We start from the raw sequence: 26,110 nt of genomic DNA, 5'->3' as shown, positions 1-26,110 counted from the left end.
GCCGGGCTAGTCCGCTGCCTCCAGGCCGTTGGCCTGTAGCCACTCGAGCGCCCGCTCACGTGCCTGTTGGGCTTGATAGGCCTGCCAGGTGCGCTGCAGGTGCGGCAACTTTTCCAGCTCATAGTCGAAGGTGCGCAAGGGTCTGCGCCCGTTCAGGGCATGGCTGAGCAGGGTATGGGCGTGCGGATCGTGCAGGCCGAACAGGAAGGCCTCGCGCATGGCCAGAAGTTCGTCCAGCCCCAAGGATTCTATGGCCAGGTAGCGGTCAGGTTGGACCAGGTATTTTTCTTCGCTTCCTGGTGCAGGCGCACCCGCTGCGATGCGCAGCACCGTGCCACTTTCAAGGTCCAGGTACTGCTCGGCATCATCCTGGCTGAGCAGGGCCTGTTCGAGGCGCTGTAGATCGATGGTCAAGGGGCGCATGGCATTCGACTCCAAGCAGGTTCCTGGTTGGACCATAAACCCAGCACGGCTTGCCTGACCATAGGCATTCACTCAGCTGGCTCCCCGGGGGGCTTGTTCGGCGCGTGGAGGGCCGACCCATTCGCCGGCATAGAGCCCCCAGAGAATGATCAATGGCTGGACTGCATCAACGCCTGGTCCAAGCGGTGCATGCCGCGGCGCCCGGGCGCGATCCGCTGGTGGCAACGCTGGCCGCCTGGAGCTTGGTGCATGGCCTCGCCCACTTGCTACAAGACCGGCAGCTGGGCGAGCGCATGGGGGATGGGCTGAGTGCTGAAGAACTCAGTGCGCGGGTGACAGAGCTGTTCGTCGAGGGCTCTAGCGCCGTCAGGCCCGTCAAGCAGGTCGCCGATGCCGAGGGGCAGACTCAGAACAGGCGCGCCAGCAGGGCGGTAACCGCCGTTTCCACCCGCAGGATACGTTCGCCCAGTTGCACCGGTTGCAGGCCGGCCTTGTGCAGCATTTCGACTTCATAGGGAATCCAGCCGCCTTCCGGACCTATGGCCAGGGTCACGGCTTGGTCGACTGCCCGCGGGCAGGTCGGGTAGGCGCCGGGGTGGCCGATCAGGCCGAGGCTACCGGCAGACAGCGCTGGCAGGCGGTCTTCGACGAAGGGTTTGAAGCGTTTCTCGATGATGATTTCCGGCAGCACGGTATCGCGCGCCTGCTCCAGGCCGAGGATCAGCTGCTCACGAATCGCCGCCGGCTCGAGAAAGGGCGTTTGCCAGAAGCTTTTTTCGACCCGGTAGCTGTTCAGCAACACCACCCTGGGCACGCCCATGGCGCTAATCGTCTGCACGATACGGCGCAGCATCTTGGGTCGCGGCAGGGCCAGCAGCAGGGTGATGGGCAATTTGGCCGGGGCCGGCTGGTCGAGCGCGACGCTCAGCTCGGCTTCGTTGGCATCCAGGCGCAGCAACTGCCCCGTGCCCATCAGGCCATCCAGGCGGCCGACGCGCAGGCTGTCACCGGCTACGGCACGGTGCACTTCGTGCAGGTGTTTAAGGCGGCGGCCATGCAGCAGCGCCCGGTCCGGGGCAACGAAGTCGCCGTCTTCCAGCAGCAGCAGGTTCACGGCTGAGGGGCAGGCGGTTGGTCGTTGTGTTCTTGCTCGGCGGCCTCTGCGTCTGCGTCTGCCTCGTGTTCGTCCCGGCGCTTGACCAGGGAGCCGCAGAGCAAGCCTGCCTCGAACAGCAGCCACATGGGCACGGCCAGCAGGGTTTGCGAGAGCACATCCGGCGGAGTCAGGACCATGCCCACGGCGAAGCAACCGACGATGACATAGGGCCGGCCTTTGCGCAGGGCGGCGACATCGACGATGCCGACCCAGATCAGCAGGAAGGTCGCCACCGGGATCTCGAAGGCCACGCCAAAGGCGAAGAACAGGGTGAGGACAAAGTCCAGGTATTGACCGATATCGGTCATCATCGCCACGCCTTCCGGGGTCACGCTGGCGAAGAAGCCGAACATGATCGGGAATACCACGAAGTAGGCAAAGGCCATGCCGCCGTAAAACAGCAGGATGCTGGAAATCAGCAGCGGGATGGCGATGCGTTTCTCGTGCTTGTACAGGCCTGGCGCGATGAAGCCCCAGATCTGGTGCAGGATGATCGGGATCGAGAGAAACAGGGCGACCATCATGGTCAGTTTGAACGGGGTCAGAAAGGGTGAGGCCACGCCCGTGGCGATCATGGTCGCGCCTTCCGGCAGGTAAGCCCGCAGAGGCGCGGCGACCAGCGCGTAGATCTCCTGGGAAAAGTAGAACAGTCCGGAAAACAGCAGCAGCACGGTGCCGACAATACGCAGCAGGCGCGTGCGCAATTCAGTCAGGTGCGAGACCAGGGGCATTTCCTGATCGTTGTCGGAAACTCGGCTCATGGTTGCGGGCTTTTATCCTGGCTGGTGCTGGTGCCTGTCTCGGCCTTGGGGGCGGCTTCGCTGGCGGGGGCTGGGTCGACCAGGCTGCTGAGGGGCGCGTTGACGCTCTGCTTCACCGCGTTCATTTCGCGTTCAAGGTCGAGGATGTGTTCGTTATGCAATTGCCGGCGAATTTCATCCGCACCGATCTCGCGCTCGACCTCCGCCTTGATCGCAGTGAAGCTGCGTTTGATCCGGCCGATCCACAGCCCGGCCGTGCGCACGGCGCCGGGCAAGCGGTCAGGGCCAAGTACCACCAAGGCGACCACGCCAATCAGCAGCAGCTCGGTAAAGCCTATGTCGAACATGGCTCAGTCTTTCTTCGTCGGGTCTTCGACCTTGCGCGCCTGGGCGTCGATGGTCTGGCCCTTGGTCTCATCCACCGCCGGCTTGTCGCCGTCGTCGTTACCCATCGATTTTTTAAAGCCCTTGATCGCGTCGCCGAGGTCCGAACCCAGGCCTTTCAGGCGCTTGGTGCCGAATAGCATGACCACGATCAGCAGGATGATCACGAGTTGCCAAATGCTTATGCCACCGAAACCCATGATGCGTACTCCTCAGTAAGTGGTTGTTCAGGATTGCGGGCGTGCGGCTTTTTCCGCATGCCCGGACAGGCCGAAGCGGCGATCCAGTTCGTCCAGCACTGCTTGCGGATGCTGGCCGAGGGCGGCAAGCATGATCAAGCTGTGGAACCACAGGTCGGCGGTTTCGTAGATCAGGTCACTGCAGTCACCGCTGACGGCCGCGTCCTTGGCGGCGAGAATGGTTTCCACCGATTCTTCGCCAACTTTTTCGAGGATCTTGTTCAGACCCTTGTGGTACAGGCTGGCGACGTAGGAGCTGTCGGGCGCGGCGCCTTTGCGTGCTTCCAGGACGTCGGCCAGGCGGCTCAGGGTGTCAGTCATGGCTGTGTCCTTTGGCATAGATGGCATGCGGGTCTTTGATCACGGCATCGACGGTTTTCCAGGTGCCGTTGTCGAACACCCGATAAAAGCAGCTTTGCCGGCCGGTGTGACAGGCGATGCCACCCAACTGCTCGACCTTGAGGATGATCACGTCGGCGTCGCAATCCAGGCGCAGTTCATGCAGCTTCTGCACGTGGCCGGACTCTTCGCCCTTGCGCCACAGCTTGCCGCGCGAGCGTGACCAGTAGATTGCGCGCTGTTCGGCGGCGGTCAGGGCCAGGGCTTCGCGGTTCATCCAGGCCATCATCAGCACGCGGCCGGTTTGGTGATCCTGGGCAATCGCCGGCACCAAGCCGTCGCTGTTCCAGTTGATTTCGTCGAGCCAGTCGGTCATCGCTGCTTCCGCCCGTCACGGGCCTGTGGGATAGGGTTCTAGTGTGCCAGCGTGGCTGCGGTGTGGCTATCGGCGCATGACCAGATACACGCCGCCAGCGAGCATCGCCCAGCTAGGCCAGGCACCGAGGCTGAGCAGCAGGCCCTGGGTGGCTGCGCCGCCAATCAGCACGGTGCCGAGCAGGCGCGCCGGCCAATGCCCGTTGCTGCTGGATGCGGCGGGGTTGTCACGCGGTTGCTGGTTGAGGCGTTCCAGGGTGTCGCGGGCCATCTGCGACAGGTGCGGCACTTGCTCGGCCTGTTGTTGCAGGTTGCGCAGCAGGTGCAGCGGGCTGACCCGGTCGCGCATCCAGCGCTCGAGAAAGGGTTGGGCGGTGGTCCACAGGTCCAGGTCCGGGTAGAGCTGCCGGCCCAGGCCTTCGATGTTGAGCAGGGTTTTCTGCAGGAGAACCAGCTGCGGCTGCACTTCCATGTTGAAGCGCCGGGCGGTCTGGAACAGGCGCAGGAGCAGTTGGCCGAAGGAAATATCCTTCAGCGGTCGCTCGAAGATCGGCTCGCAGACGGTGCGGATGGCCGCCTCGAAGTCGTTGACCTTGGTGTCGGCCGGCACCCAGCCTGAGTCGATGTGCAGTTGCGCCACGCGGCGATAATCGCGCTTGAAGAAGGCCAGCAGATTGCGCGCCAGGTAGTCCTGGTCTTCCGCGGTGAGGCTGCCGATGATGCCGCAGTCGATCGCAATGTACTGCGGATTCCAGGGTGTGCGGGTGCTGACGAAGATGTTGCCGGGGTGCATGTCGGCGTGGAAGAAGCTGTCGCGAAACACCTGGGTGAAGAAGATCTCCACGCCCCGCTCGGCCAGCAGCTTCATGTCGGTGCGCTGGTCGGCGAGGGTGACCAGGTCGGTGACCTGGATGCCGTAGATACGCTCCATCACCAGCACCTTGGGGCGACACAACTCCCAGTACACCTGGGGTACGTAGAGCAGCGGCGAGCCCTCGAAGTTGCGCCGCAACTGACTGGCGTTGGCCGCCTCGCGCAGCAGGTCGAGTTCGTCGTAGATGGTTTTTTCGTAGTCGCCGACCACTTCCACCGGGCGCAGGCGACGTGCATCGGCAGAGGCCTTCTCGGCCAGTTTGGCAAGCAGGAACAGCCAGGCCAGGTCCTGGCGAATCACCGGTTCGAGGCCGGGACGAATCACCTTGACCACCACTTCCTCACCGCTCTTCAGTTGCGCGCCATGCACCTGGGCGACCGAGGCGGAGGCCAGCGGCTGGGCGTCAAAGCGGGCGAACAGGTCGCCGACCTTGGCGCCGAGTTGTGCTTCGATCAGCGCCCGCGAGTGTTCCGGGTCGAACGGCGGCACCTGATCCTGCAGCTTGGCCAGCTCATCGGCGATATCCATTGGCAGCAGGTCGCGGCGGGTAGAGAGCAATTGGCCGAACTTGATGAAGATCGGCCCCAGTTCTTCCAGGGCCAGGCGCAGGCGTGCGCCGCGCGACAAGTGCAGGGCCTTGCGCGGCAGCCAGCGCCAGGGCAGGGCATAGCGCAGAACGCGCAGCCAGAGCGGCAGGGCTTGGGCGAACAGCAGGTCATCCAGTTGGTAGCGGATGACCACGCGTTGAATGCGCAGCAGACGACGGACGGCGAGCAGCTTCATGCGTTGGACTTATGCGGTTGGATGAGGCGTTCGATGCGGGCATCGAGACGGTCGAGGTCGAGCTTGAGCCGGTCGAGTTCGGCGAAGCGGGCTTCGGCTTCCCGTTGGCCGACCAGACTACGCGATTCTTCGTTGAGGTAGTCGGCCAGATTCAGGCGCAGGCTGTCGAGGGTCTTGCCGGTCCAGCTGGCCCGGCTGCGTATATGGCTGCCGAGCAACTGGCTGGCGAGCGGACCAAGCCAGCGTGACAGTTCGTACTCCCAGTCCAGTTCGAGGTCCTGAAGGATCCCGGCCAGATCCAGCAGGGCGGCGCTGTCGCCGTCCAGTTCGACCTGCGGGCTATGCAGTACCGCTGTTTTGTCCGTGCTGGTGGCCAGGCGTAACAGGCTCGCGGCGGGTGCGCGCAGGCGGCAGTCAGCCTCGCCGGCCCATTGTCCGGCCAGTTGCAGGCCTTCGCCGCTGGGCAGGATGAACAGCTGCAACGCCGGCGCCGTACAGTCCACCGCAATCACCCTGCCGCTCAAGCGCGCCAGGCGTGGCAGTGCCGTGCTGTCCAGGGCCAGCACCCGGTTGAGGCCGCGTTCGACGCCGGCCAGCAGGGCAGTGCTGAGCATCAGGGTTTGATGCCGCGGTGCAGGGCGACGATGCCGCCGGTCATGTTGTGGTAGGTGACGCGCTCGAAACCGGCCTCGATCATCATGGCCTTGAGGGTGTCCTGATCCGGGTGCATGCGGATCGACTCGGCCAGGTAGCGATAGCTTTCGGCATCGTTGGTGATCAGCTTGCCCATCAGCGGCATGAAGTTGAACGAGTAGGTGTCGTAGACCTTCGACAGCAGGCTGCTCGACGGCTTGGAGAATTCCAGCACCAAGAGGCGCCCGCCGGGTTTGAGTACGCGCAGCATGGAGCGGATGGCGTCCTCTTTATGGGTGACGTTGCGCAGGCCGAAAGCGATGGTCACGCAATCGAAATGATTGTCCGGAAACGGCAGCTTCTCGGCGTCGGCCTGGACGAACCGGACGTTGCCGGCCACGCCGCGGTCGAGCAGGCGGTCGCGGCCGACCTTGAGCATCGATTCGTTGATGTCGGCCAGCACCACTTCGCCCGTAGGCCCGACCAGGCTGGCGAACTTGCGCGCGAGGTCGCCAGTGCCGCCGGCAATATCCAGCACCCGGTTGCCCGTGCGTACGCCGGATAATTCGATGGTGAAGCGCTTCCACAGACGGTGCATGCCGCCCGAGAGCAGGTCGTTCATCAGGTCGTATCTGGCGGCCACCGAATGAAACACTTCGGCGACTTTCTGCGCCTTCTGGCTTTCCGGTACATCCTGGAAGCCGAAGTGCGTGGTGGGTTCGCTGTCGCTGTTCTTGCGCGGGTCGTTCATCTCGCCCTTACCTGAATATATAGAGAGGCTGAATCAAAGTGGCGGCCATTCTAAACCGAAAAGGCCGCGCTGAGCTGAAAGGGCCAAACTGCAAGTAGCTCCAACGTGAAATGCCTGGCCACTCTATGCAGTGTGCAGCGAGCGGCGGCAGCTTATTGCTATAGTCGCGCGACTTAAGGTCGCAGTTGGTTTGCTCAGGAGAAACGCCATGGCCAGAATTGATGTGCAACGCCCCCATTCGCTCGGTCGCGAGGTCGCCCGGGAAAAAGCCGAGCAATTGGCCGAGCGCCTGGCCCGCGAATACGCCGTGCGTTACAGCTGGAACGGCGACACCCTGGAATTCAAGCGCAGCGGTGCCGATGGTCGTATCGAGGTCGGCGAGGATCAGGTGCGTGTGCAACTCAACCTCGGTCTGCTGTTGTCTGCCATGAGCGGCAGCATCAAGCGAGAAATCGAAGAGGTGCTGGATAAGAGCCTCAAGGCCTGAGCGGCGGTGAAAAAACTCTCGCCTGCCGCGCCGCTAGTGGACGCGCCCTGCTGACGTTGCGCACCGACGCAGGCTCGGTTGATGTTTTTTCGCGACTAGTATGTGGTTTCTAATTTTCCTCGATATCGTGTGTTCAAGCCTGCATTCCGTGGGCGTTTCCTCAAACCACTGCGCGTGAGGTGCACCATGTCGAAAGCTATCGTGAAGAAGAAGGTTCAAGTCGAAGTCGAAGATAAAGCCACCGTGCTGAGCGACGCCAAAGTCTATGCCCGCAAGATCTGGCTGGCTGGTCTGGGCGCCTATGCCAAGGCCGGGCAGGAAGGCTTCGAGTATTTCAAGGAGCTGGTCAAGAGCGGCGAAAGTGTCGAAGAGCAGGGCAAGAAGCTGGTCAGCGAGCAAGTCGAGGCAGCCAACAGCCAGATCGACCAAGTCAAGAGCAGCGTGACCGGCAACGTCAGTAGCGTAAAAGGCAAAGTCGAAGTGCAGCTCGATAAAATCGAGAAGGCATTCGACACTCGTGTGGCCAGTGCGCTCAACCGTATCGGCATCCCGTCCCGTCAGGACGTTGCAGCACTCTCTGCTAAGCTTGATGAGCTGAGCGCGTTGCTCGAGCAAGTCGCGCGTACCAAATAAGGAGAACAGCATGGCCGTCAAAAAGAAAACCGAAAAGCAGACCAGCTCCTGGATCGGCGAAGTTGAAAAATACTCGCGGCAGATCTGGTTGGCCGGTCTGGGTGCTTACTCCAAAGTCAGCAAGGACGGCACTAAGCTGTTCGATACGCTGGTCAAGGACGGCGAAAAGGCCGAGAAGCAGGCCAAGAGCGAAGTCGAGAAGCAAGTCGATGCAGTGAAGTCCACTGTCGAGTCGAAGGTGGGCAGCACCAAGTCCAAGGTCGATGAAGTCAAGGACCGCGCAATCGGCAAGTGGGGCGAGCTGGAAGAAGCGTTCGACAAGCGTCTGAACAATGCCATCTCGCGTCTCGGTGTACCGAGCCGCAATGAAGTGAAAGCACTCAACGCCAAGGTTGAAAGCCTGACCAAGCAGATCGAGCAATTGACCGGTGTATCAGTCAAATCGGTCAAGCCAGCCGCCAAGCCGGCAGCCAAAGCAGCCGCGAAACCGGCAGCCAAAGCTGCTGCCAAACCGGCCGCTAAAGCTGCCGCTAAGCCTGCGGCCAAGGCCGTTGCGAAACCTGCAGCCAAGGCTGTGGCCAAGCCTGCCGCTAAGCCAGCCGCAAAAGCAGTCGCCAAGCCGGCGGTCAAGCCTGCTGCTGCACCAGTGGTAGCTGAGCCAGCGGCCGCGCCGGCACCGGCGCCCGCCGCTACTCCTGCAACACCGGCCAGCCAGTCCTAAAGACTGAAAGCCGTAAACGCTAACGCCCGGCCTAGTGCCGGGCGTTTGCGTTTGTCATTACGTTGGATTCAGCTGTGCGGACTCAGGTTTCCAGGTAGCGCTGTGCCAGGTGTTCGGCAGCGAAACGTGATTCGCTTGTCAGGTGTGGCGCCACCAGCATCATCACCTGATAGACCACCAGTCGGCTCTCGCCCTCGCGGCCGATGATGCGCTGATAGTCGAGAGAGAACAGCAGGGTCATGGTGATCTGCTCGACCAGTTGGCCGAGGGCATTGGTATCGCTGACCAGCTGATTTTCCGCCTTCAGTCGTGCCAGCAGCGATGCCAGGGTGCGTTTCAAGGCGTTCAGCCAGTTACGGATGCCGCGTGCCAGCTTTGGCAGGCGCCCGGCCAGGTTGGACAGGTCCTGGAACAGGAAGCAGTAGTGCGCCATGCGCTCGACGATCAGATGCAGGAACAGCCAGTAGTCTTCGACATCCAGGCGTACGTCGTCAGGCGGGTTGAGCAGCGGCGCCAGTTCTGCCTGGAAACGCTCGAGAAGACCGAGAATCAGCGGTTCTTTACCGTGGAAGTGGTAGTACAGATTGCCCGGGCTGATGCCCAGTTCATTGGCGATTTCCAGGACGGAGACGTTCGGCTCGCCTTGCTGGTTGAACAGCATCAGCGCGCATTCGAGGATACGGTCACGGGTTTTCATCCGGTCTTCTTATGCTGACAGGGGAGGCTGGAAGACAACCGGTCGAAGGTGGCTTCGGCCGGTGCTCGGTGGCGTGCGCTATCAGCGCACATGCACATAGGTGCCGGGGGCCGCTTCCATTGCTGGGTAATGCGGGTTGCCCAGGGCTACTTGGGTATCGCGTTGCTCGCCGGCGTGCTCCTGGATCCAGTTCAGCCATTGCGGCCACCAGCTACCGTCGTGTTTCTGGGCGTCATGGTACCAGGCGCGCGGGTCGCCGCTGAGCTTGCCGCTCTCGAGGTAGTTGGCCTTGGGGTTGCCCGGCGGATTGAGGATGCTCTGGATGTGCCCGCTGTTGGACAGGATGAAGCGCTTGTCGCCGCCGATCAGCAGGCTCGAGCGGTACACCGCGTCCCAGGGGGTGATGTGGTCGTTGATGCCGGCGACGTTGAAGCTGTCGACCGTGACCTTGCGCAGGTCGACCGGAGTGCCGCAGATTTCCAGTCCGCCGGCACGGATCAGCGGATTGTGTTGGAAGAAGTCGATCAGGTCGCCATGCAGGGCGGCGGGCAGGCGGGTACTGTCGTTATTCCAGTAGAGAATGTCGAAGGCCGGCGGCTGCTTGCCGAGCAGGTAGTTGTTGATCCAGTAGTTCCAGATCAGGTCGTTGGGGCGCATCCAGGCGAACACCCTGGCCATGTCGCGACCGTCCAGTACGCCTTGCTGGTAGGAGCGGCGCTTGGCCGCTTCCAGGGTTTTTTCATCGGCGAAGAGCATGGCCGGGCTGTCCAGTTGACTGTCCAGCAGGCTGACCAGATAGGTGGCGCTGGCGACTTTGCGCAGCTGCCGCTTGGCTTGCAGGTGCCCCTGCAAGGCGGCGATGGTCAGGCCGCCAGCGCAGGCGCCGAGCAAGTTGACGTCCTTGCTGGTGGTGATCGCCCGACAGACATCGATGGCTTCCTCAACCGCCTGCACATAGCTCGACAAGCCCCACTCGCGATGACGTGCGTCCGGGTTGCGCCAGCTCACCACGAACACCTGCAAGCCGTTCTTCAGTGCGTACTGGACGAAGCTCTTGTCGGGCGACAGGTCGAAGATGTAGTACTTGTTGATCTGCGGCGGCACGATCAGCAGCGGTCGCGCGTATTGCTTCTCGCTCATCGGCTTGTACTGGATCAGCTCCAGCAGTTCATTGCGGAACACCACCGCACCGGGCGTGGCGGCCAGGCTGCGGCCGACTTCGAAGGCATGCTTGTTGACCTGGCTGGGCAGGCCGTCGTTGTGCAGCAGGTCGTCGAGCAGGTGGCCCATACCTTTGAGCACGCTGCTGCCGCCACTGTTGAACAGTTCCTTGAGTGCCAATGGGTTGAGTAGGGTGTTGGTGGGGGACAGGGCATCGCCGAGGATGCTGACGACGAAGCGCGCACGGGTGCGATCGTCAGCGCTCATGTCGCTTTCCTCTATCCAGTTATCCAGCTGATGCTGCCAGGCCAAGTAGGCCTGCAGGCTGCGCCGGTAAAACGGATTGAGTTGCCAGGTCGGATCGGCAAAGCGCGAATCTTTCGGGTTGACCTTGTGCGGCGTGTCGCCGAGCAGAACGCGCCCCAGCTGTCCGCCCAGTGCCAGTGCATGTCGCGCGCTGTGAACCGGCTGGCGCAAGCCCTGCAAGGCCAGGCTGCGCAGGGTGGACAGCATGTCTCTGGCGCGTAGGCCAGCGACCGCGCTCTGGGCGTTCATCGAGCCGGCCGGGGCCGGAAGGTTACGTGTCGAAGGTTGTTTGCGCATTGGGCGACACTCCAAAACTATCCGTGATCAGGGAGCAGTACAGCAAGGCTTGTACCAAGAGGATGCGGGCTCGCCGTCTAGACTAGCCCAGCCTGATTCCAGGCATGTGACCGAGTAGGCAACCAAGCGCCAGAACCCTCGGGTCTGCACCAAGATGGGGAGGTCAGGCATCGTGCGTGCCCCACTCGGCTCTGTGAGCGTGAACCTATTGGGCTCGATGGGCGAGGGTTATTTGCCCGCTGATCTGCGACCGTGAAGATTCCGGCTGCCGTCGCGAGGCCAGGCCCGGGCGTTGCGCAACGCCAGCAGCGGCGTGAGTCTGTCGCCGAATACCCCGGCTTTTCGCGTAGTGCGATCATGCAGCGGGCGTTCGTAGAAGGCCGGAGTAGGCGAGCATTTTTCGAAGGCTCTCGGTGCGGGTCAGTTCTGGCGAGCAGGTGCGGGTTGGGGGTGCATCACTGCCGGCTGGCGCTCTTCGGCGAGGAATTTCATGATCAGCGGTGCCACTACGCCGGCGCGGGTCACCAGGAACAGGTGGCCATCGTCGATTACATGCAGATCGGAATTCGGAATACGCCAGGCCAGCAGGCGCATGTTGATCAACGGGATCAACGGGTCGTCGTCGCCGGCCAGCACCAGGGTCGGTTGGCGGATTTTGTGCAACCAGTGGATGCTGGTCCAGCCAAGGCCGGCGAACAGCTGCCAGTAGTAGCCCATCTTGCCGCCCGAGCGCACCTTGCTGGCATGTGCCAGGGCCAGCTTGGGGTCGCGGCGGAAGGCGCCACCGTAGATGTCCGGCGCGATCTGCACGCCATAAGACGGCTGTACATAACGCCGTGGACTGGCCATACGCCAGAGCACCTTGGGCTTGCCCGGCACCATCACCGCGCCGGCCGAAGTGGCTGCCAGCACCAGCTTCTTGCAGCGTTCCGGGTAGTCATGGGCGAACTGTTGAGCCAGGGCGCCGCCCCAGGACACGCCGATCACATTGACCTGGCCGTAGTCCAGGTAATCCAGCATGCGTGCTGCCAGCTTGGCCAGTCCAGGGAAGCGGTACGGGGTGCTGGGAGTCGAGGAACCACCGACTCCGGGCACGTCGAAGGCGATCACTTCGAGATCGCTGTCGAGCGCTCGAACGAAGGGCATGACCAGTTCCAGGTTGGCGCCGATACCATTGAAAATCAGCAGCGGCGCCATCTTTCCACTACCGGGACGAACGGCGGTACGGATGGTTTGACCATCCAGGTCAATGGAGCGGAATACAAATGGTAACGACATGCGCGCAAGCCCTATGAGTGAAAACACTGGGTGAGACCGTCCCGGTCACTCCCAGAACAAACCTGGTCGCCTGCTTGGCGGATGTGCCGGTTGGGCGAACGGCACTTCCAAGTGCCGCGGGCAGTGGTGCGCAGGGCGCAGTCGATCAACGTTCGTGTACGTAGGTTCCAGGTGCTGGCTCGCCAGGCGGGAACTGTTTGTTGCCCAGTTTGGTTGGCGCTTTTTTGCTAGGGCCGGAGCGCTCGGTCAGCCACTTCTGCCAGTGCAGCCACCAGGAGTCGGTGTGTTTTGTTGCACTTGCCTGCCAATCTTTCGGCTCGAAGGGCATTTCCGTGTTGGTCATGTAGCGCGACTTGGGATTGCCCGGCGGGTTGAGGATGCTCTGGATATGCCCGCTGCTGGACAGGACGAACTCGCATTTACCGCCGAACAGGTGTACCGACCTGTAGCACGCCTCCCAGGGGGTGATGTGATCGGTGGTGCCGGCGAGGCAAAAGACGTCGCAGGTGACCTGCTTGAGGTCGATCGGCGTGCCGCAGACTTCCAGCGCGCCGGGACGGATCAACGGATTGGTCTTGAACATGTCGATGAACTCGCCGTGCAGTGCGGCGGGCAGGCGGGTGGTGTCGTTGTTCCAGTGGAGGATGTCGAACACCGGTGGTTCGTTGCCGAGCAGGTAGTTGTTGACCCAGTAGTTCCAGATCAGGTCGTTGGGGCGCATCCAGGCAAACACCTTGGCCATGTCGCTGCCCTCGATGACGCCGGCCTGGTAGGAGCGGCGCTTGGCCATCTCCAAGGTGTTCTCATCGGCGAACAGTGCGACCTGGGTGTCCAGTTTGTTGTCCAGCACGCTGACCAGCAGGGTCAGGGCGTGAACCTTGTGCTCGCCAAGCGCCGCATAGTGGCCGAGCAGCGAGGCTGTGGTCATGCCGCCGGAGCAGGCGCCGATCATGTTGATGTCTTTGCTGCCGGTGATCGCGATGACCGCGTCGATAGCTTCCTTGAGCGCTTCGATATAGCTCGACAGGCCCCACTCGCGGTGTGCCTTGGTCGGGTTGCGCCAACTGACCACGAAGGTCTGCACGCCGCTACGCAACAGGAAGCGCGCCAGGCTCTTCTCTGGCGACAGGTCGAACACATAGAACTTGTTGATCTGCGGTGGTACCACCAGCAACGGGCGCTCGTGTACCTGTTCGGTGATCGGGCTGTACTGGATCAGTTCCAGCACTTGATTGCGGAACACTACTGCGCCTTCGGTGGTGGCCAGGGTCTTGCCAACTTCGAAGGCCTTCATGTCGACTTGGCTGGGCATGCCGCCGTTATTGACAATGTCCTTGGCCAGGTGCGACAGGCCATCGAGCAGGCTCTTGCCACCGGTCTCGAAGAAGCGCTTGACCGCCGCCGGGTTGGCCATGCTGTTGCTCGGCGCCATGGCGTCGATCATCAGGTTGATAACGAAGTGGCCGCGACTGGCATCCTGCTCCGACAGATTGCTGTGCTCGACCCAGTCATGCAGTTCCTTGCGCCAGGCCAGGTAAGTTTGTAGATAGCGCTTGTACAGCGGATTCTGGCTCCAGGCCGGATCGACGAAGCGGCGGTCGCCACTCTCGGGCTGCAGTTCGGACTTGCCAAGCAGGACGTTCTTCAGCTCCACGGCGAAATGAGCGACGTGTTTGGCGCTGTGAAACGGTTGCCGGATGGCCTGGGTGAGCACCGTGCGTGCCGACGTAAGCAGGTCCTTGCTTTGGATGCCGACGATCGGGTTCAGGCCGAGAGTGTTCTCTGAAGCTTGGCGTTTCAGATCATCATTGCTTTTTTCAGACATCTACGACGCTCCATTGTCCTGAGACGAATACCGGCGTGTTGCTGGGCAAGGCGACACGGGACGAGGGCCGGGTATTGCTCGGGTTACCGGGGGCGGAACTGATCCGCTTCTAATCTCAATGCACCTGGTCTGGCCAGATGCAGGGAACCTGCCAGTTCCTTGGTTACCCGAGTTTGTTGATTTGCGCAAGCTTGCCGCACTACGGGCAAATGCGTGGTGAGTATGCCGAGATAGATTAGAAAGTGCGCTCTAACCTCGGCCTGGACGGTCTTGGAGGTGGACCCGGCCGCCCGTTGCAGGCGGCTGGATCAGGTGCAGAGGCTCTGGCTCGCCTGTTGGGCTAGAGCATCAGCTTGACCACGAACTCGTCGGGGTCGCGGGATTTTCCGGCAGCAGCGAGCGCGGCCAGGTAGTCGGCCCATAAACGATCCTTATGAATGGCCAGTTCATACAGGTAGTCCCAGCTGAACAGCCCGCTGTCGTGGCCATCGTCGAAACAGAGTTTCAGGGCGTAATTACCGGCCGGCTCGACGCCGCTCAGGGCGACGTGCAGCTTGCCGGTCTGCAGGATCGGCTTGCCATGGCCTTGCACCTCGGCCGAGGGTGAGTGCACGCGAAGGAACTCGGCGGTCAGGCTGTAGCTTTCACCGGCGTATTGCAGTTCCAGGGTTCGCGATGCCTTGTGCAGTTTGACTGCGCTGGGAATGTGCATCATTGATGCCCCGCTGTTGCAGGCGCCAGCTGGCGATGATCCGGCAAGCTGGCGTCTACAGGTTGGCTGTTGAGTTAAAGAATATAGCGCGAGAGGTCTTCGTCCTGGGCCAGTTCGCCGAGGTGGCCATTGACGTAGTCGGCGTCGATGCAGATCGGCTTCTCGTCATGCTGGGCGGCCAGGTCACCGGCGCTGAAGGACACTTCTTCGAGCAGTCGTTCGAGCAGGGTGTGCAGGCGTCGCGCACCGATATTCTCGGTCTTCTCGTTGACCTGCCAGGCAATCTCGGCGAGACGCTTGATGCCATCTGCAGCGAACTCGATCTTCAAGCCTTCGGTATTCAGCAGGGCAATGTACTGCTCGGTCAGAGAGGCGTGCGGTTCGGTGAGAATGCGTTCGAAGTCTTCCGGCGACAGCGCCTTGAGTTCGACGCGGATCGGCAGGCGGCCTTGCAGCTCCGGCACCAGGTCGCTCGGTTTGCTCAGGTGGAAGGCGCCGGAGGCGATGAACAGGATGTGGTCGGTCTTGATCATGCCCAGCTTGGTGTTGACCGTGCAGCCTTCGATCAGCGGCAGCAGGTCGCGCTGCACGCCTTCGCGGGAGACGTCGGCGCCACCGACGTTGCCACGCTTGGCAACCTTGTCGATCTCGTCGATGAAGACGATGCCGTTCTGCTCCACGGCTTCCAGGGCCATGGCTTTCAGCTCTTCCTCGTTGACCAGGCGCGCGGCCTCTTCGTCGCGCACCAGCTTCAGCGCCTCCTTGACCTTGAGCTTGCGGCTCTTCTTCTTGCCCTTGCCCATGTTGGAGAACAGGTTCTGCAGCTGGCTCGTCATTTCCTCCATGCCCGGCGGGGTCATGATCTCGATGCCGGCGGGACTGTCGGCCACCTCGATGTCGATGTCCTTGTCATCCAGTTGGCCTTCGCGCAGGCGCTTGCGAAACAGTTGGCGGGTGTTGGAGTCGCCGCTCGGCGCCGGGTCTTCATTGAAACCGGCGCGTGGTGGCGGCAGCAGGGCATCGAGGATGCGTTCTTCGGCGGCGTCTTCGGCGCGGTGGCGGACCTTGATCATCTCCTGCTCGCGCAGCATCTTGATCGCCGCATCGGCCAGGTCGCGGATGATCGACTCGACATCACGGCCGACGTAGCCGACTTCGGTGAACTTGGTCGCCTCGACCTTGATGAAAGGTGCGCCGGCCAGTTTGGCCAGGCGCCGGGCGATTTCGGTCTTGCCGACCCCCGTCGGGCCGATCATCAGGATGTTCTTCGGGGTCACTTCGGCACGCAACTCCAGCGGCAGTTGCATGCGCCGCCAGCGGTTGCGCAGGGCGATGGCCACGGCACGCTTGGCGTCATCCTGGCCAATGATGTGGCGGTTGAGTTCGTGAACGATTTCGCGGGGCGTCATGGGCATAGCGGGCGGCTCCGAACGGGAATCGGCTCAGATGGCCGAGTCCAGTTCCTCGATAGTCAGATTCTGATTGGTAAAGACGCAAATGGACGCGGCAATGTTCAACGCCTTTTCTGCGATTTCGTGGGCCGACATCTGCTCGGTGTTCTGCAGCAGGGCCATGGCTGCCGCCTGGGCGAAGCCGCCGCCGGAACCCATGGCGATCAGGCCGTGTTCTGGCTCCACCACATCGCCATTGCCGGTGATGATCAACGAGGCGTCCTTGTTGGCTACTGCAAGCATGGCTTCCAGGCGGCTCAGCGAGCGGTCGGTGCGCCAGTCCTTGGCCAGTTCGACGGCGGCGCGCACCAGGTGACCCTGGTGTTTTTCCAGTTTGCCTTCGAAACGTTCGAACAGGGTGAAGGCATCCGCGGTGGCACCGGCAAAACCGGCCAATACCTGGCCGTGATAGAGGCGGCGAACCTTTTTCGCATTACCTTTCATCACGGTGTTGCCGAGGGAAACCTGGCCATCGCCGCCCATGACGACTTTGCCGTGGCGGCGTACTGAAACGATGGTGGTCAAGGGGGAGTCTCCACGCAGCGGGGCGAAAATGCCCAATGCTGATTCAAATGGGGGGGCGTGGGAGACTTTTCAACCTGCGCTGGATGATTCTCGACCAAACGGCGTTGCCGCGGCTGTAACAGCAGATTGCCGAGGCTGGGCTTAGGTGGTCGGCAGAAAGCCCCGGCCGGCTCATGGGGGCCGGTCGGGGTGAGGCTCAGCGGTTCTGTCGTTGCTGCAGGAGCAGATTGCTGAAGCCATTGGCCGACAGGGCTTTTTGCGAGACTGCGAGTTGCTCGCGGTTGGCGAAGGGACCAACCAGCACGCGGTACCAGGTCTCCTTGCGCACCGTGCCGGACTCCACCCGCACGTCCTGGCCGAGCAGGATGATCTGCGCCCGGACGCCTTCGGCATCATCCTTGCGCCGGAACGAGCCGGCCTGGAGGAAAAACTGGGTGCTGAGTGGCGCCTGGGCAACTGCGGGCGCTGGCGCTACAGGCGGGGCGGGCGGCGGCGTTTCGCCATTGAGTGCGGCCAGGGCGCGCGCGGCGTCGATCTTCGCCGCCTGCTCCGGCGTCACCGCGGGTTGTGTGGGGGGCGGCAGGGCGTCTGGCGGCACTATGACTTCCGACTCGGGCAGCAGGGTGTAGAAGTCGTACTTGGGCTTGGTGGGCGCCTGCTTGGTGGGTGTCGGCTTGGGCTTGTTGCTGGCGCGCGCAGTCTCGGCTTTGTTGCGTTTGACCTCGTCGCCACCTGGCTGCAGGTTCATCAGCAGCATGACAAATACGCCGACGACCAAGCCGCAGGCCAGCCAGATCCAGCCCGGCACGGGTTTCTTCGCCGGTGCCTTGTAGCGGCTGGCGCCGCGTTTCGCCGGGGGCTTCTTGCGCGCTGCCACTTACATGCGCTCCAGGGTTTCCAGGCCGAGCAGTTCCAGGCCCTGTTTGAGCGTGCGACCGGTCAGGGCGGCCAGGCGCAGGCGGCTCTGCTGGGTCGCCTGGTCCTCGGCGGTGAGGATCGGACAATGTTCGTAGAAGCTGGAGAACAGCCCGGCCACATCGTAGAGGTAGGCGCACAGTTGGTGCGGTTCGCCCCTCTCGGCTACGCCGCCCAGCACTTCGGAAAATTGTGCCAGCTTGCCGGCCAGCTCGATTTCATGGGTGGCTTGCAGGTCGAGCTGGCCGTCGACTTCCTCGAAACTCTTGCCCAGCTTGCGGAATATGCTGGCCACCCGGGTGTAGGCATACAGCAGGTAGGGGGCGGTGTTGCCCTCGAAGCTGAGCATCTGCTCGAAGTTGAAGCGGTAGTCGCTGGTGCGGTGCTTGGACAGGTCGGCGTACTTCACCGCGCCGATGCCAACGGCGTGGGCGATGCTGCGCAACTCGCTTTCATCCAGCTCCGGGTTTTTGCCCTTGACCAGGCTGTAGGCGCGCTCTTCGGCCTCGTCGAGCAGATCGATCAGCTTCACCGTGCCGCCATCGCGGGTCTTGAACGGCCGGCCATCGGCGCCGTTCATGGTGCCGAAGCCCATGTGTTCCAGTTGCATGCCTGCATGGACGAAGCCGGCGCGGCGCGCCACCTCGAAGGCCATCTGGAAATGCAGGGCCTGGCGCTGGTCGACGAAATACAGCGCGCGGTCGGCCTTGAGCACCTGGCTGCGGTAACGCATGGCGGCCAGGTCAGTGGTCGAATACAGGTAGCCGCCGCCGGCCTTCTGCACGATCACCGGCAGCGGTTTGCCTTCGGCGTTCTTGAACTCGTCCATAAACACACACTGGGCGCCGTCGCTCTCGGTTAGCAGGCCCTTGGCCCGCAGGGCCTCGATGATGCCAGGCAGTTCGGCGTTGTAGGCGCTCTCGCCCTTGACGTCGGCCGGGGTCAGCTTGACGCCCAGGCGGTCATAGGCTTTCTGGCAGTGCGACAGGGAAATCGCGTTGAAGCGGTGCCACAGGCGCATGCATTCGGCGTCGCCGGCTTGCAGTTGCACCACCAGTTCGCGGGCGCGCTCGGCGAACTCGGCGGAGTCGTCAAAGCACTTCTTCGCCGCGCGGTAGAAACCTTCCAGATCGGCCAGCTCACTCTCGGCGGCGGCCGGGTTGGCCTCCATAAAGGCCAGTAGCATGCCGAACTGGGTGCCCCAGTCGCCGACGTGGTTCTGGCGGATCACCCGGTCGCCGAGAAACTCCAGCACCCGGGCCACGGCGTCGCCAATGATGGTCGAGCGCAGGTGGCCGACGTGCATTTCCTTGGCCAGGTTCGGCGAGGACAGGTCGATCACCACGGTCTGAGGGGCGCCTGCCTTGCGTACGCCGAGCTTGGCGTCGGCCAGCAGGGCGTCGAGGCGACCGGCCAGGGCCTGGCTGTTCTGGTAGAAGTTGAGAAAACCGGGGCCGGCGATTTCGACCTTGCTGATCTGTTCATCGCTGGGCAGCGCGGCGATCAGCTTTTCGGCCAGGTCGCGCGGTTTCAAGCCGGCCGGCTTGGCCAGCATCATGGCGATATTGCTGGCGAAATCACCGTGGCTCTTGTCCTTGGTGTTCTCCACCTGGATCGTCGGGCTCAGGCCCTCGGGCAGCACGCCTTCGGTAGTCAGGCGGGTCAGGGCTTGCTGGATCAGGTGGCGAATGCTGTCTTTCATGGTCTGCTCGGTCGGCCGTTGAGGCGGCTGTGCCCTGAGGCGCTGGTTGAAAACGGGGCATTATCGGCGCCCTACGGTCGCAGCTTCAAGCTTTAAGCGGGTCGGCTGGGCTTCAGTTCGCGATGGACGGCGTGCACGGGGAGCGGGTGGATCGCTGTCCGCCCCGCCCTGCAAGGCTTGCGGCTTGCCGCTTAAAACAAATCTATCGGGTCGACATCCAGCGACCAGCGCACCGCGCGACCGCTGGGCATCTGCTCCAGCGCCAGCATCCAGGTGCTGAGCAGGCGGTGCAGTGGCGCACGGGCGTTGGCTTGCACTAGGAGTTGGGCGCGGTAACGACCGGCGCGGCGTTCCATCGGTGCCGGTACCGGACCGAGCAGTTCGATGCCGCTCAGCTTGAGTTCGTTGACGAGCAGTTCGGCTTCGCTGCAGGCCTCATCGAGAAAACCTTCGGCTTGCCCCGGTTTGTGCGCCTCGGCTCGCAGCAGGGCCAGGTGGCAGAACGGCGGCAGGCCGGCGCTGCGGCGCTCACTCAGGGCTTGCGCGGCGAAGGCGAAATAGCCCTGTTCGGTCAGTTGCACCAGTAATGGATGATCCGCCAGGTGGCTCTGGATGATCACCTTGCCGGGTTCCTCGGCGCGGCCGGCGCGGCCGGCGACCTGGACGATCAGCTGGGCCATGCGCTCGCTGGCGCGAAAGTCGGCGGAAAACAGCCCGCCGTCGGCATCCAGGATCGCCACCAGGGTCACGCGGGGGAAATGGTGGCCCTTGGCAAGCATCTGGGTGCCGACCAGGATGCACGGTTCGCCGCGCTGTACGGTGTTGAACAGGGTGGTCATGGCCTCCTTGCGCGAGGTGCTGTCGCGATCCACGCGCAATACCGGTACTTGCGGAAAGAGAATGCCCAGGCGCTCTTCGGCGCGCTCGGTGCCGGCGCCGACCGGGCGCAGGTCGACGTTGTTGCACTTCGGGCAGTTGCTCGGCTGGCGCTCGAGGTGCCCGCAGTGATGGCAGCGCAACTCGCCGGAGCGCTGGTGTACGGTCATCCGCGCATCGCAGCGCGGGCATTCCGACAGCCAGCCGCAGTCGTGGCAGAGCAGGGTCGGGGCGAAGCCGCGGCGGTTGAGAAACACCAGGACCTGCTGACCAGCCGCCAAGGTCTGGGCGATGGCTTGCTGCATGGGGCCGGAAATGCCGGAGTCGAGCGGCCGGCTCTTCACGTCCAGGCGCAGAAACCGCGGTTGCTGGGCGCCGCCGGCGCGCTGGTGCAGGTGCAGCATGGCGTAACGGCCGCTATGGGCGTTGTGCAGGCTTTCCAGGGAAGGCGTGGCCGAGCCGAGCAGAATCGGAATGCTTTCCTGGTGCGCGCGCACCACGGCCAGGTCGCGGGCGTGGTAGCGCAGGCCTTCCTGCTGCTTGTAGGACGCGTCGTGTTCCTCATCGATGATGATCAGGCCGGGTCGCTGCATCGGCGTGAACAGCGCCGAGCGGGTGCCGATGATGATGTCGGCCTCGCCATCGCGGGCGGCCAGCCAGGCGTCCAGGCGCTCGCGGTCGTTGACCCCGGAGTGGAGCAAGGCGATTCGCGCGTTGAAGCGCCGCTCGAAGCGCGCCAGGGTCTGCGGCCCGAGGTTGATTTCCGGGATCAGCACCAGGGCCTGTTTGCCGGCTTCCAGGGTCTCACGGATCAGTTGCAGGTAGACCTCGGTCTTGCCGCTACCGGTGACCCCGGCGAGCAGGAAGGCATTGAAGCGGCCGAAGCCGGTGCGCACAGCTTCGGCTGCCGCGCGCTGCTCCGGGTTCAGGGGTAACTCCGGCTCCGCCAGCCAGTTGAGGTGGCGTTCGCTGGCGGCATGCCGACGTATCTCGACGCGTACCAGCCCCTTCTCGCGCAGCTGACCCAGGCTGTCCTTGTTCAGTTGCAGCTGGCCGAGCAGCTGATGAGCAACGCCGTGGGGGTGCTGGGCGATGGTCTGCAGGGCCTCGCGCTGGCGCGGCGCGCGGCTCAGGCGCGGGTCATCCAGTCGGGCGCCATCGACCAGGTGCCAGAAGCGTTCCTGGCGAACCTCCGCCGGCTCGCCCTGGCGCAGCAATACCGGCAGCGCCCAGCTGAGGGTGTCGCCCAGGCTGTGCTGGTAATACTGCGCCGTCCACAGGCACAGCTTGAACAGCGCTGGCGGCAGCGGCGACTGGGCGTCGAGCAGTTGCAGGGCGGGCTTGAGCTTGCCGGCAGGAACCTCGCTGTGATCCGTCACCTCGATCAGAATGCCGATCAGCTCGCGCCGGCCAAAGGGTACGCGCAATCGTGCGCCCGGCTGCAGGGCGCTGCGCGGTACTCCGGGCGGCGCACGGTAGTCGAACAGGCGGCGTAGCGGCGAGGGCAGAGCAATGCGCAGGATGGCGTCGGGCACGCGGTAGGCTCCAGGAAGAAGGGCGCGATCTTAGCACGCGACCTGACGACGGCCGGCGTCAGCAGTGGCTTGCGTCGTGGCTGGGCTCTGGTATGATTCCCGGCCTAATTCAGTGCGGTACTCGACAATAGTGTCGGGTGGCGGCATGTCAGCCCCGAGGAATACACCATGAAAGCCGATATCCATCCGAACTACGAAGCCCTCACTGCTACCTGCAGCTGTGGCAACGTGATCGAAACGCGCTCCACCCTGGCCAAGCCGCTGAGCCTGGACGTGTGCAATGAGTGCCACCCGTTCTACACCGGCAAGCAGAAAATGTTGGATACCGGCGGCCGTGTTGATCGCTTCAAGCAGCGTTTCGGCATGTTCGGCGCCAAGCAGTAAGTTTGCGCGCAGCGACGGGTACCCTGGTGGGTGGTTCTTCGCTACTGAAAAAGGCGTCCCTTGTGGGCGCCTTTTTTGTGTCCGCGTTTTGCCTGGCCTCCGCCCAGGCTTTCTGTCCGGAGCCAGGCCAGTTGCCGAGCTTCAGCGTGCAGCGCATCGTCGATGGCGACACCTTGCGCCTGCAGGATGGCCGCAGCGTGCGCTTGATCGGTCTGAACAGTCCCGAGCTCGGGCGTGATGGGCGCAGCGCCGAACCCTTTGCCGAGGCCGCGCGCCGCCGCTTGAGCGAGCTGGTGGCGGCCAATGACGGGCGTGTCGGTTTGCAGCTGGGCCGTGAGCCAAAGGATCACTACGGACGCACCCTGGCGCATGTCTACGACGGCCAGGGTCGCAACCTCGAAGCGCAACTGTTGGCCGAGGGGCTGGGCTATCTGGTGGCGATTGCGCCCAATGTGGAGCTGGTCGAATGCCAGCAGGCGGCCGAGCGTGTTGCCCGGCAATCGCGCGTCGGCCTCTGGCGGCGCTCACCGGTGCAAACGCCCGGACAGTTGAGTCGCGGCGGTTTTGCTCTGATCGAGGGGCGGGTCGAGCGGGTCGAGCGCAATCGCGGTGGGGTTTGGTTGGCGCTGGGGGATGCAGTGGTCCTGCGTGTGCCGCCGCAGGCACTGGATGGCTTCGATATCGGTTGGTTGCACAGCTTGGCTGGGCGCCAGGTCGCAGCCCGGGGCTGGGTGATTGACCGTTCCCGCCGCGCAGCGGTAAAGCCGGGCCAGGCTCGCTGGATGTTGCCCGTGACCCATGAGTCGATGCTGGAGCTGTTGCCATGAAACTGCGCTATGTGGCGGCGGGGTTGCTGATGCTCGGGCAGCTAGCGGGTTGTGCGGTCAATCCCGCCACCGGGCGCAGCAATTTCGTGATGATGAGTGAGCGTCAGGAGCTGGATCTTGGTCGGCGCTACAGCCAGGAAATTCTCAAGCAATACCCCCGTTATGCCGACGAGGAATTGCAGGCTTATGTCCAGCAGGTCGGCGAACGAGTGGCCAGGCACAGTCATCGTAATCAGCTCAATTACCAGTTCACCGTGGTGGACAGCCCGGATATCAATGCCTTCGCCCTGCCGGGTGGCTATATCTATATCCACCGCGGGCTACTCGCCTATCTCAACTCGGAAGCCGAGTTGGCCGCGGTATTGGGCCACGAAGTTGGGCATGTCACCGCGCGACATGGCGTGCAGCAGCAAAGTCAGTCGAGTGCCTGGGGTATGCTCGGTCAGGCCCTGGCAGTTGGCACCGGTGTCGGTGCAGCGGCCGACCTGACCAGTGTCTTGGGCAGTGCCTTCGTGCGTGGCTACGGCCGCGACATGGAGTTGGAGGCCGATGGTTTGGGGGCCCAGTATCTGGCGCGCAGTGGCTACGACCCTCAGGCGATGATCGAAGTGGTCAAGGTGCTGAAAAATCAGGAAGACTTCGCTCGTGAACAGGCGGCCAGGCGGGGGCAGGCGCAACCGGCGGGCGGCTATCACGGGGTATTCGATACCCATCCGGATAATGATCGGCGTCTGCAGCAGGTTCTGGGTTCGGCGCGAGCGCTGGCAACCGGGCAGCAAGAGATCAATCGCGACGCCTTTATCAAGCATCTGAATGGGCTGCCATTTGGTGATTCTGCCGCCAGCGGGGTGCGCCGCGGCCAGCATTTCTACCATGCTGGGCTGGGCTTGACCCTGGAGTTCCCCCTGGGCTGGGGTATGGTCAATCGGCCGGATGCGTTGATCGGGCACAGTGCCGATCAGCAGGCCTTTATCGCCATGACCCAACAGGCCAATCCAAAGCACCTCTCGGCCGTTCAGCTGTTGCGTCAGCGCGTCGGCGGACAGCGTTTGACGGCTGAAAGTGAATTGCATCAGACCGGACTGTCAGGCTACAGCGCCATCATTCCCGGCACTGCCGCCAAGCGCGTTGCGGTGCTGTTGCAGGGGGCGCGGGCTTACCTGTTTGTTGCGGCAGTCCGCGGACGCACGTCACTGGACGCTCACGATGACAGCTTTCTCAAGGTGATCAAGAGCTTGCGTCCGCTAGCCGCGGCCGAGCAGCGTCTGGCAGAGCCCCTGCGGCTGCATCTGGTCAAGGTGCAAGGCGGGCAGGGCATGGCGGCGCTGGCCAGACGAAGCAAGTTGCCGGGCGATGCCCAGGCGACCCTGCGCCTGCTCAATAATCTCTATCCCGCAGGTGAGCCAGCCCCTGGCAGCTGGCTCAAGGTCGTGCGTTAGTCACGTGGATCCGGGCAAGGCTTAACAGTCTTGTGCAGATGTATACAACTTGCGTATCCTCGGCCGCCTGCCTGTTCAACAGCCAAAAAAGCGGAAATGCCCCTATGTCTGATTTGAAAACTGCCGCTCTCGAATATCATGCCAAGCCCCGTCCGGGTAAGCTGAGTGTCGAGCTGACCAAGCCCACTGCCACTGCTCGCGACCTGGCACTGGCCTATAGCCCGGGTGTTGCCGAGCCAGTGCGTGAAATCGCCCGTGACCCTGAATTGGCTTACCGTTATACCGGTAAGGGCAATCTGGTCGCGGTGATTTCCGACGGTACCGCGATTCTGGGCCTGGGTAACCTCGGTCCGTTGGCTTCCAAGCCGGTTATGGAAGGCAAGGGCGTGCTGTTCAAGCGTTTCGCCGGTATCGACGTGTTCGACATCGAAGTCGACGCTGAAAGCCCGCAAGCCTTCATCGACACGGTCAAGCGCATTTCCATCACCTTTGGTGGCATCAATCTGGAAGACATCAAGGCACCAGAGTGCTTTGAGATTGAGCGTGCGTTGATCGAACAGTGCGACATTCCGGTTTTCCACGATGACCAGCACGGTACCGCCATTGTCACCGCCGCCGGCATGCTCAATGCCCTGGAAATCGCCGGCAAGACCCTGGAGCAGGCGAAGATCGTCTGCCTGGGCGCAGGCGCTGCGGCGACTTCCTGCATGAAGCTGCTGGTGAGCATGGGTGCCAAGGTCGAAAACATCTACATGATCGACCGCAAGGGTGTGATCCACGCGGGTCGTGACGATCTGAACCAGTACAAGGCAATATTTGCCACTGAGACCGACAAGCGCACGCTGTCCGAGGCTCTCGAGGGCGCCGACGTGTTCGTCGGTCTGTCCGGCGCCAATCTGCTCCCGGCGGAAGACCTGATGCGCATGGCGGCCAATCCGATCGTGTTCGCGTGCTCCAACCCGGATCCGGAAATCTCCCCGGAGCTGGCCCATGCCGCACGCAATGACGTGATCATGGCCACTGGTCGTTCGGATTACCCGAATCAGGTCAACAACGTGTTGGGCTTCCCGTTCATCTTCCGTGGTGCACTGGACGTACGCGCCACTCGCATCAACGAAGAGATGAAGATCGCAGCGGCCCTGGCCCTGCGTGACCTGGCCAAGCTGCCGGTGTCACAGGAAGTCTGCGATGCCTACGGTGGCATTGCGCTTTCGTTCGGTCGTGAGTACATCATTCCGAAGCCGATGGACCCACGCCTGATCACCGTGGTCTGCGATGCCGTGGCCAAGGCCGCCATCGAAAGCGGTGTGGCAACGCTGCCCTACCCGAAACACTATCCGCTTACGTCGGTGGATGATGTGTTCAACGGCTAAGCCGCACACGTAAAAAAAACCCGCCTCGGCGGGTTTTTTTATGGTTGCAAGTCAAGCCTGTGCTGAACTGACAGTCGCCGCCTGCAAGGCGGGTAGCTGGGTTGCATCCGGGCAAGGCCCTGACAAATCGCCTGGCGCAGCACTGGGTTTTAAGGGGCGCCCCCTGCTGCGATGGCAGGCGCGTCCGCGCCAAAGCAAAAGCATTGTGCTGGGGTGGCCCTCCGGCACAATGAGGTGCTGATGTCTTT

Annotated in this window: 27 protein-coding genes; 7 read left to right on the top strand and 20 right to left on the bottom strand. The window is 62.9% G+C overall.

Features of this window, described 5'->3' with window-relative positions; genetic code table 11:
• Positions 1-6: 6 nt before the first annotated feature.
• The 10 genes from LJY18_RS03460 to ubiE all read right to left on the bottom strand — a co-directional run bounded on the left by LJY18_RS03460 (position 7) and on the right by ubiE (position 6,718).
• The gene (locus tag LJY18_RS03460) at positions 7-423 is read right to left on the bottom strand and encodes a UPF0158 family protein (protein ID WP_238040396.1); all 417 of its coding nucleotides are present in this window, start codon (positions 421-423) and stop codon (positions 7-9) included.
• 406 nt (positions 424-829) lie between these two features.
• On the bottom strand, positions 830-1,537 hold the full coding sequence (locus tag LJY18_RS03455; RefSeq protein ID WP_238040395.1) for a 16S rRNA (uracil(1498)-N(3))-methyltransferase: 708 nt from the start codon (positions 1,535-1,537) through the stop codon (positions 830-832).
• Entirely contained in the window at positions 1,534-2,340 is an 807-nt protein-coding gene (gene tatC / locus LJY18_RS03450; protein ID WP_238040394.1) for a twin-arginine translocase subunit TatC, read from the bottom strand. The genes LJY18_RS03455 and tatC overlap by 4 nt, the downstream gene beginning before the upstream one ends.
• On the bottom strand, positions 2,337-2,687 hold the full coding sequence (gene tatB, locus LJY18_RS03445; protein ID WP_238040393.1) for a Sec-independent protein translocase protein TatB: 351 nt from the start codon (positions 2,685-2,687) through the stop codon (positions 2,337-2,339). Before tatB ends, tatC begins: the two co-directional genes overlap by 4 nt.
• 3 nt (positions 2,688-2,690) lie before the next feature.
• Positions 2,691-2,924, bottom strand: coding sequence for a twin-arginine translocase TatA/TatE family subunit (gene tatA, locus LJY18_RS03440; RefSeq protein WP_238040392.1), 234 nt, complete (start codon positions 2,922-2,924; stop codon positions 2,691-2,693).
• A gap of 27 nt (positions 2,925-2,951) precedes the next feature.
• On the bottom strand, positions 2,952-3,284 hold the full coding sequence (locus tag LJY18_RS03435; RefSeq protein ID WP_238040391.1) for a phosphoribosyl-ATP diphosphatase: 333 nt from the start codon (positions 3,282-3,284) through the stop codon (positions 2,952-2,954).
• Positions 3,277-3,678 (bottom strand): phosphoribosyl-AMP cyclohydrolase, encoded by a 402-nt coding sequence (hisI, locus tag LJY18_RS03430; protein WP_238040390.1) that lies wholly within the window; start codon positions 3,676-3,678, stop codon positions 3,277-3,279. The genes LJY18_RS03435 and hisI overlap by 8 nt, the downstream gene beginning before the upstream one ends.
• Positions 3,679-3,744: 66 nt before the next feature.
• A complete protein-coding gene (ubiB, locus tag LJY18_RS03425; protein WP_238040389.1) occupies positions 3,745-5,334 on the bottom strand; it encodes a ubiquinone biosynthesis regulatory protein kinase UbiB in 1,590 nt (529 codons plus the stop codon).
• Positions 5,331-5,948 carry a ubiquinone biosynthesis accessory factor UbiJ gene (locus LJY18_RS03420; protein ID WP_238040388.1) on the bottom strand — a complete coding sequence of 206 codons (618 nt, stop codon included), beginning with the start codon at positions 5,946-5,948 and terminating at the stop codon, positions 5,331-5,333. Before LJY18_RS03420 ends, ubiB begins: the two co-directional genes overlap by 4 nt.
• The gene (ubiE, locus tag LJY18_RS03415) at positions 5,948-6,718 is read right to left on the bottom strand and encodes a bifunctional demethylmenaquinone methyltransferase/2-methoxy-6-polyprenyl-1,4-benzoquinol methylase UbiE (protein WP_238040387.1); all 771 of its coding nucleotides are present in this window, start codon (positions 6,716-6,718) and stop codon (positions 5,948-5,950) included. The genes LJY18_RS03420 and ubiE overlap by 1 nt, the downstream gene beginning before the upstream one ends.
• Positions 6,719-6,926: 208 nt before the next feature.
• Here ubiE and LJY18_RS03410 point away from each other — a divergent pair, with 208 nt between their 5' ends.
• The 3 genes from LJY18_RS03410 to LJY18_RS03400 all read left to right on the top strand — a co-directional run bounded on the left by LJY18_RS03410 (position 6,927) and on the right by LJY18_RS03400 (position 8,559).
• Positions 6,927-7,205 carry a polyhydroxyalkanoic acid system family protein gene (locus LJY18_RS03410; protein ID WP_238040386.1) on the top strand — a complete coding sequence of 93 codons (279 nt, stop codon included), beginning with the start codon at positions 6,927-6,929 and terminating at the stop codon, positions 7,203-7,205.
• A gap of 186 nt (positions 7,206-7,391) precedes the next feature.
• Complete coding sequence (locus LJY18_RS03405) at positions 7,392-7,838, top strand: phasin family protein (RefSeq protein ID WP_238040385.1); 447 nt, start codon at positions 7,392-7,394, stop codon at positions 7,836-7,838.
• Between the two features lie 10 nt (positions 7,839-7,848).
• Positions 7,849-8,559: a phasin family protein gene (locus LJY18_RS03400; RefSeq protein ID WP_238040384.1), complete on the top strand. Its 711-nt coding sequence runs from the start codon at positions 7,849-7,851 to the stop codon at positions 8,557-8,559.
• A gap of 82 nt (positions 8,560-8,641) precedes the next feature.
• Here the strand turns inward: LJY18_RS03400 and LJY18_RS03395 are convergent, their stop codons facing one another.
• From LJY18_RS03395 to LJY18_RS03350, 10 genes are all read right to left on the bottom strand, one after another.
• Complete coding sequence (locus LJY18_RS03395; protein ID WP_238040383.1) at positions 8,642-9,256, bottom strand: TetR/AcrR family transcriptional regulator; 615 nt, start codon at positions 9,254-9,256, stop codon at positions 8,642-8,644.
• An 81-nt stretch (positions 9,257-9,337) separates the two neighbouring features.
• Entirely contained in the window at positions 9,338-11,020 is a 1,683-nt protein-coding gene (phaC, locus tag LJY18_RS03390) for a class II poly(R)-hydroxyalkanoic acid synthase (RefSeq protein WP_238040382.1), read from the bottom strand.
• A gap of 420 nt (positions 11,021-11,440) precedes the next feature.
• Positions 11,441-12,298: a poly(3-hydroxyalkanoate) depolymerase gene (gene phaZ / locus LJY18_RS03385; protein ID WP_238040381.1), complete on the bottom strand. Its 858-nt coding sequence runs from the start codon at positions 12,296-12,298 to the stop codon at positions 11,441-11,443.
• A gap of 145 nt (positions 12,299-12,443) precedes the next feature.
• A complete protein-coding gene (phaC, locus tag LJY18_RS03380) occupies positions 12,444-14,123 on the bottom strand; it encodes a class II poly(R)-hydroxyalkanoic acid synthase (RefSeq protein WP_238040380.1) in 1,680 nt (559 codons plus the stop codon).
• Positions 14,124-14,463: 340 nt separating this feature from the next.
• The gene (locus LJY18_RS03375) at positions 14,464-14,835 is read right to left on the bottom strand and encodes a gamma-butyrobetaine hydroxylase-like domain-containing protein (RefSeq protein ID WP_238041106.1); all 372 of its coding nucleotides are present in this window, start codon (positions 14,833-14,835) and stop codon (positions 14,464-14,466) included.
• A gap of 74 nt (positions 14,836-14,909) precedes the next feature.
• Positions 14,910-16,250: an ATP-dependent protease ATPase subunit HslU gene (hslU, locus tag LJY18_RS03370; protein ID WP_238040379.1), complete on the bottom strand. Its 1,341-nt coding sequence runs from the start codon at positions 16,248-16,250 to the stop codon at positions 14,910-14,912.
• Between the two features lie 27 nt (positions 16,251-16,277).
• Positions 16,278-16,811: an ATP-dependent protease subunit HslV gene (gene hslV / locus LJY18_RS03365; protein ID WP_238040378.1), complete on the bottom strand. Its 534-nt coding sequence runs from the start codon at positions 16,809-16,811 to the stop codon at positions 16,278-16,280.
• Positions 16,812-17,007: 196 nt separating this feature from the next.
• Positions 17,008-17,688 (bottom strand): SPOR domain-containing protein, encoded by a 681-nt coding sequence (locus LJY18_RS03360; RefSeq protein ID WP_238040377.1) that lies wholly within the window; start codon positions 17,686-17,688, stop codon positions 17,008-17,010.
• The gene (argS, locus tag LJY18_RS03355; protein ID WP_238040376.1) at positions 17,689-19,428 is read right to left on the bottom strand and encodes an arginine--tRNA ligase; all 1,740 of its coding nucleotides are present in this window, start codon (positions 19,426-19,428) and stop codon (positions 17,689-17,691) included.
• 191 nt (positions 19,429-19,619) lie between these two features.
• On the bottom strand, positions 19,620-21,839 hold the full coding sequence (locus LJY18_RS03350) for a primosomal protein N' (protein ID WP_238040375.1): 2,220 nt from the start codon (positions 21,837-21,839) through the stop codon (positions 19,620-19,622).
• Between the two features lie 168 nt (positions 21,840-22,007).
• Here LJY18_RS03350 and rpmE point away from each other — a divergent pair, with 168 nt between their 5' ends.
• The 4 genes from rpmE to LJY18_RS03330 all read left to right on the top strand — a co-directional run bounded on the left by rpmE (position 22,008) and on the right by LJY18_RS03330 (position 25,862).
• Complete coding sequence (gene rpmE, locus LJY18_RS03345; protein ID WP_238040374.1) at positions 22,008-22,223, top strand: 50S ribosomal protein L31; 216 nt, start codon at positions 22,008-22,010, stop codon at positions 22,221-22,223.
• Positions 22,224-22,249: 26 nt separating this feature from the next.
• On the top strand, positions 22,250-23,050 hold the full coding sequence (locus LJY18_RS03340; protein WP_238041105.1) for a thermonuclease family protein: 801 nt from the start codon (positions 22,250-22,252) through the stop codon (positions 23,048-23,050).
• Positions 23,047-24,489: a M48 family metalloprotease gene (locus LJY18_RS03335; protein WP_238040373.1), complete on the top strand. Its 1,443-nt coding sequence runs from the start codon at positions 23,047-23,049 to the stop codon at positions 24,487-24,489. Before LJY18_RS03340 ends, LJY18_RS03335 begins: the two co-directional genes overlap by 4 nt.
• 104 nt (positions 24,490-24,593) lie before the next feature.
• On the top strand, positions 24,594-25,862 hold the full coding sequence (locus LJY18_RS03330) for a malic enzyme-like NAD(P)-binding protein (protein WP_238040372.1): 1,269 nt from the start codon (positions 24,594-24,596) through the stop codon (positions 25,860-25,862).
• Positions 25,863-26,110: the final 248 nt, after the last annotated feature.

Origin of the sequence: Pseudomonas sp. MMS21 TM103, assembly GCF_022132145.1 — a bacterium.
In the GTDB taxonomy this organism is placed as follows: domain Bacteria; phylum Pseudomonadota; class Gammaproteobacteria; order Pseudomonadales; family Pseudomonadaceae; genus Aquipseudomonas.
The sequence above is the reverse complement of the archived record's forward strand: the minus strand, read 5'-3'. Positions and strand labels throughout refer to the sequence as shown.

Bases quoted from the DNA above. Each gene is read 5' to 3' on its own strand.
- phaZ (WP_238040381.1), bottom strand. From the start codon at position 12,298: ATGTCGTTACCATTTGTATTCCGCTCCATTGACCTGGATGGTCAAACC.
- tatA (WP_238040392.1), bottom strand. From the start codon at position 2,924: ATGGGTTTCGGTGGCATAAGCATTTGGCAACTCGTGATCATCCTGCTG.
- LJY18_RS03420 (WP_238040388.1), bottom strand. From the start codon at position 5,948: ATGCTCAGCACTGCCCTGCTGGCCGGCGTCGAACGCGGCCTCAACCGG.
- tatB (WP_238040393.1), bottom strand. From the start codon at position 2,687: ATGTTCGACATAGGCTTTACCGAGCTGCTGCTGATTGGCGTGGTCGCC.
- LJY18_RS03405 (WP_238040385.1), top strand. From the start codon at position 7,392: ATGTCGAAAGCTATCGTGAAGAAGAAGGTTCAAGTCGAAGTCGAAGAT.
- hslU (WP_238040379.1), bottom strand. From the start codon at position 16,250: ATGCCCATGACGCCCCGCGAAATCGTTCACGAACTCAACCGCCACATC.
- LJY18_RS03460 (WP_238040396.1), bottom strand. From the start codon at position 423: ATGCGCCCCTTGACCATCGATCTACAGCGCCTCGAACAGGCCCTGCTC.
- rpmE (WP_238040374.1), top strand. From the start codon at position 22,008: ATGAAAGCCGATATCCATCCGAACTACGAAGCCCTCACTGCTACCTGC.
- ubiB (WP_238040389.1), bottom strand. From the start codon at position 5,334: ATGAAGCTGCTCGCCGTCCGTCGTCTGCTGCGCATTCAACGCGTGGTC.
- argS (WP_238040376.1), bottom strand. From the start codon at position 19,428: ATGAAAGACAGCATTCGCCACCTGATCCAGCAAGCCCTGACCCGCCTG.
- LJY18_RS03410 (WP_238040386.1), top strand. From the start codon at position 6,927: ATGGCCAGAATTGATGTGCAACGCCCCCATTCGCTCGGTCGCGAGGTC.
- LJY18_RS03400 (WP_238040384.1), top strand. From the start codon at position 7,849: ATGGCCGTCAAAAAGAAAACCGAAAAGCAGACCAGCTCCTGGATCGGC.
- LJY18_RS03330 (WP_238040372.1), top strand. From the start codon at position 24,594: ATGTCTGATTTGAAAACTGCCGCTCTCGAATATCATGCCAAGCCCCGT.
- LJY18_RS03395 (WP_238040383.1), bottom strand. From the start codon at position 9,256: ATGAAAACCCGTGACCGTATCCTCGAATGCGCGCTGATGCTGTTCAAC.
- tatC (WP_238040394.1), bottom strand. From the start codon at position 2,340: ATGAGCCGAGTTTCCGACAACGATCAGGAAATGCCCCTGGTCTCGCAC.
- LJY18_RS03435 (WP_238040391.1), bottom strand. From the start codon at position 3,284: ATGACTGACACCCTGAGCCGCCTGGCCGACGTCCTGGAAGCACGCAAA.
- hisI (WP_238040390.1), bottom strand. From the start codon at position 3,678: ATGACCGACTGGCTCGACGAAATCAACTGGAACAGCGACGGCTTGGTG.
- phaC (WP_238040380.1), bottom strand. From the start codon at position 14,123: ATGTCTGAAAAAAGCAATGATGATCTGAAACGCCAAGCTTCAGAGAAC.
- phaC (WP_238040382.1), bottom strand. From the start codon at position 11,020: ATGCGCAAACAACCTTCGACACGTAACCTTCCGGCCCCGGCCGGCTCG.
- LJY18_RS03375 (WP_238041106.1), bottom strand. From the start codon at position 14,835: ATGCACATTCCCAGCGCAGTCAAACTGCACAAGGCATCGCGAACCCTG.
- ubiE (WP_238040387.1), bottom strand. From the start codon at position 6,718: ATGAACGACCCGCGCAAGAACAGCGACAGCGAACCCACCACGCACTTC.
- LJY18_RS03335 (WP_238040373.1), top strand. From the start codon at position 23,047: ATGAAACTGCGCTATGTGGCGGCGGGGTTGCTGATGCTCGGGCAGCTA.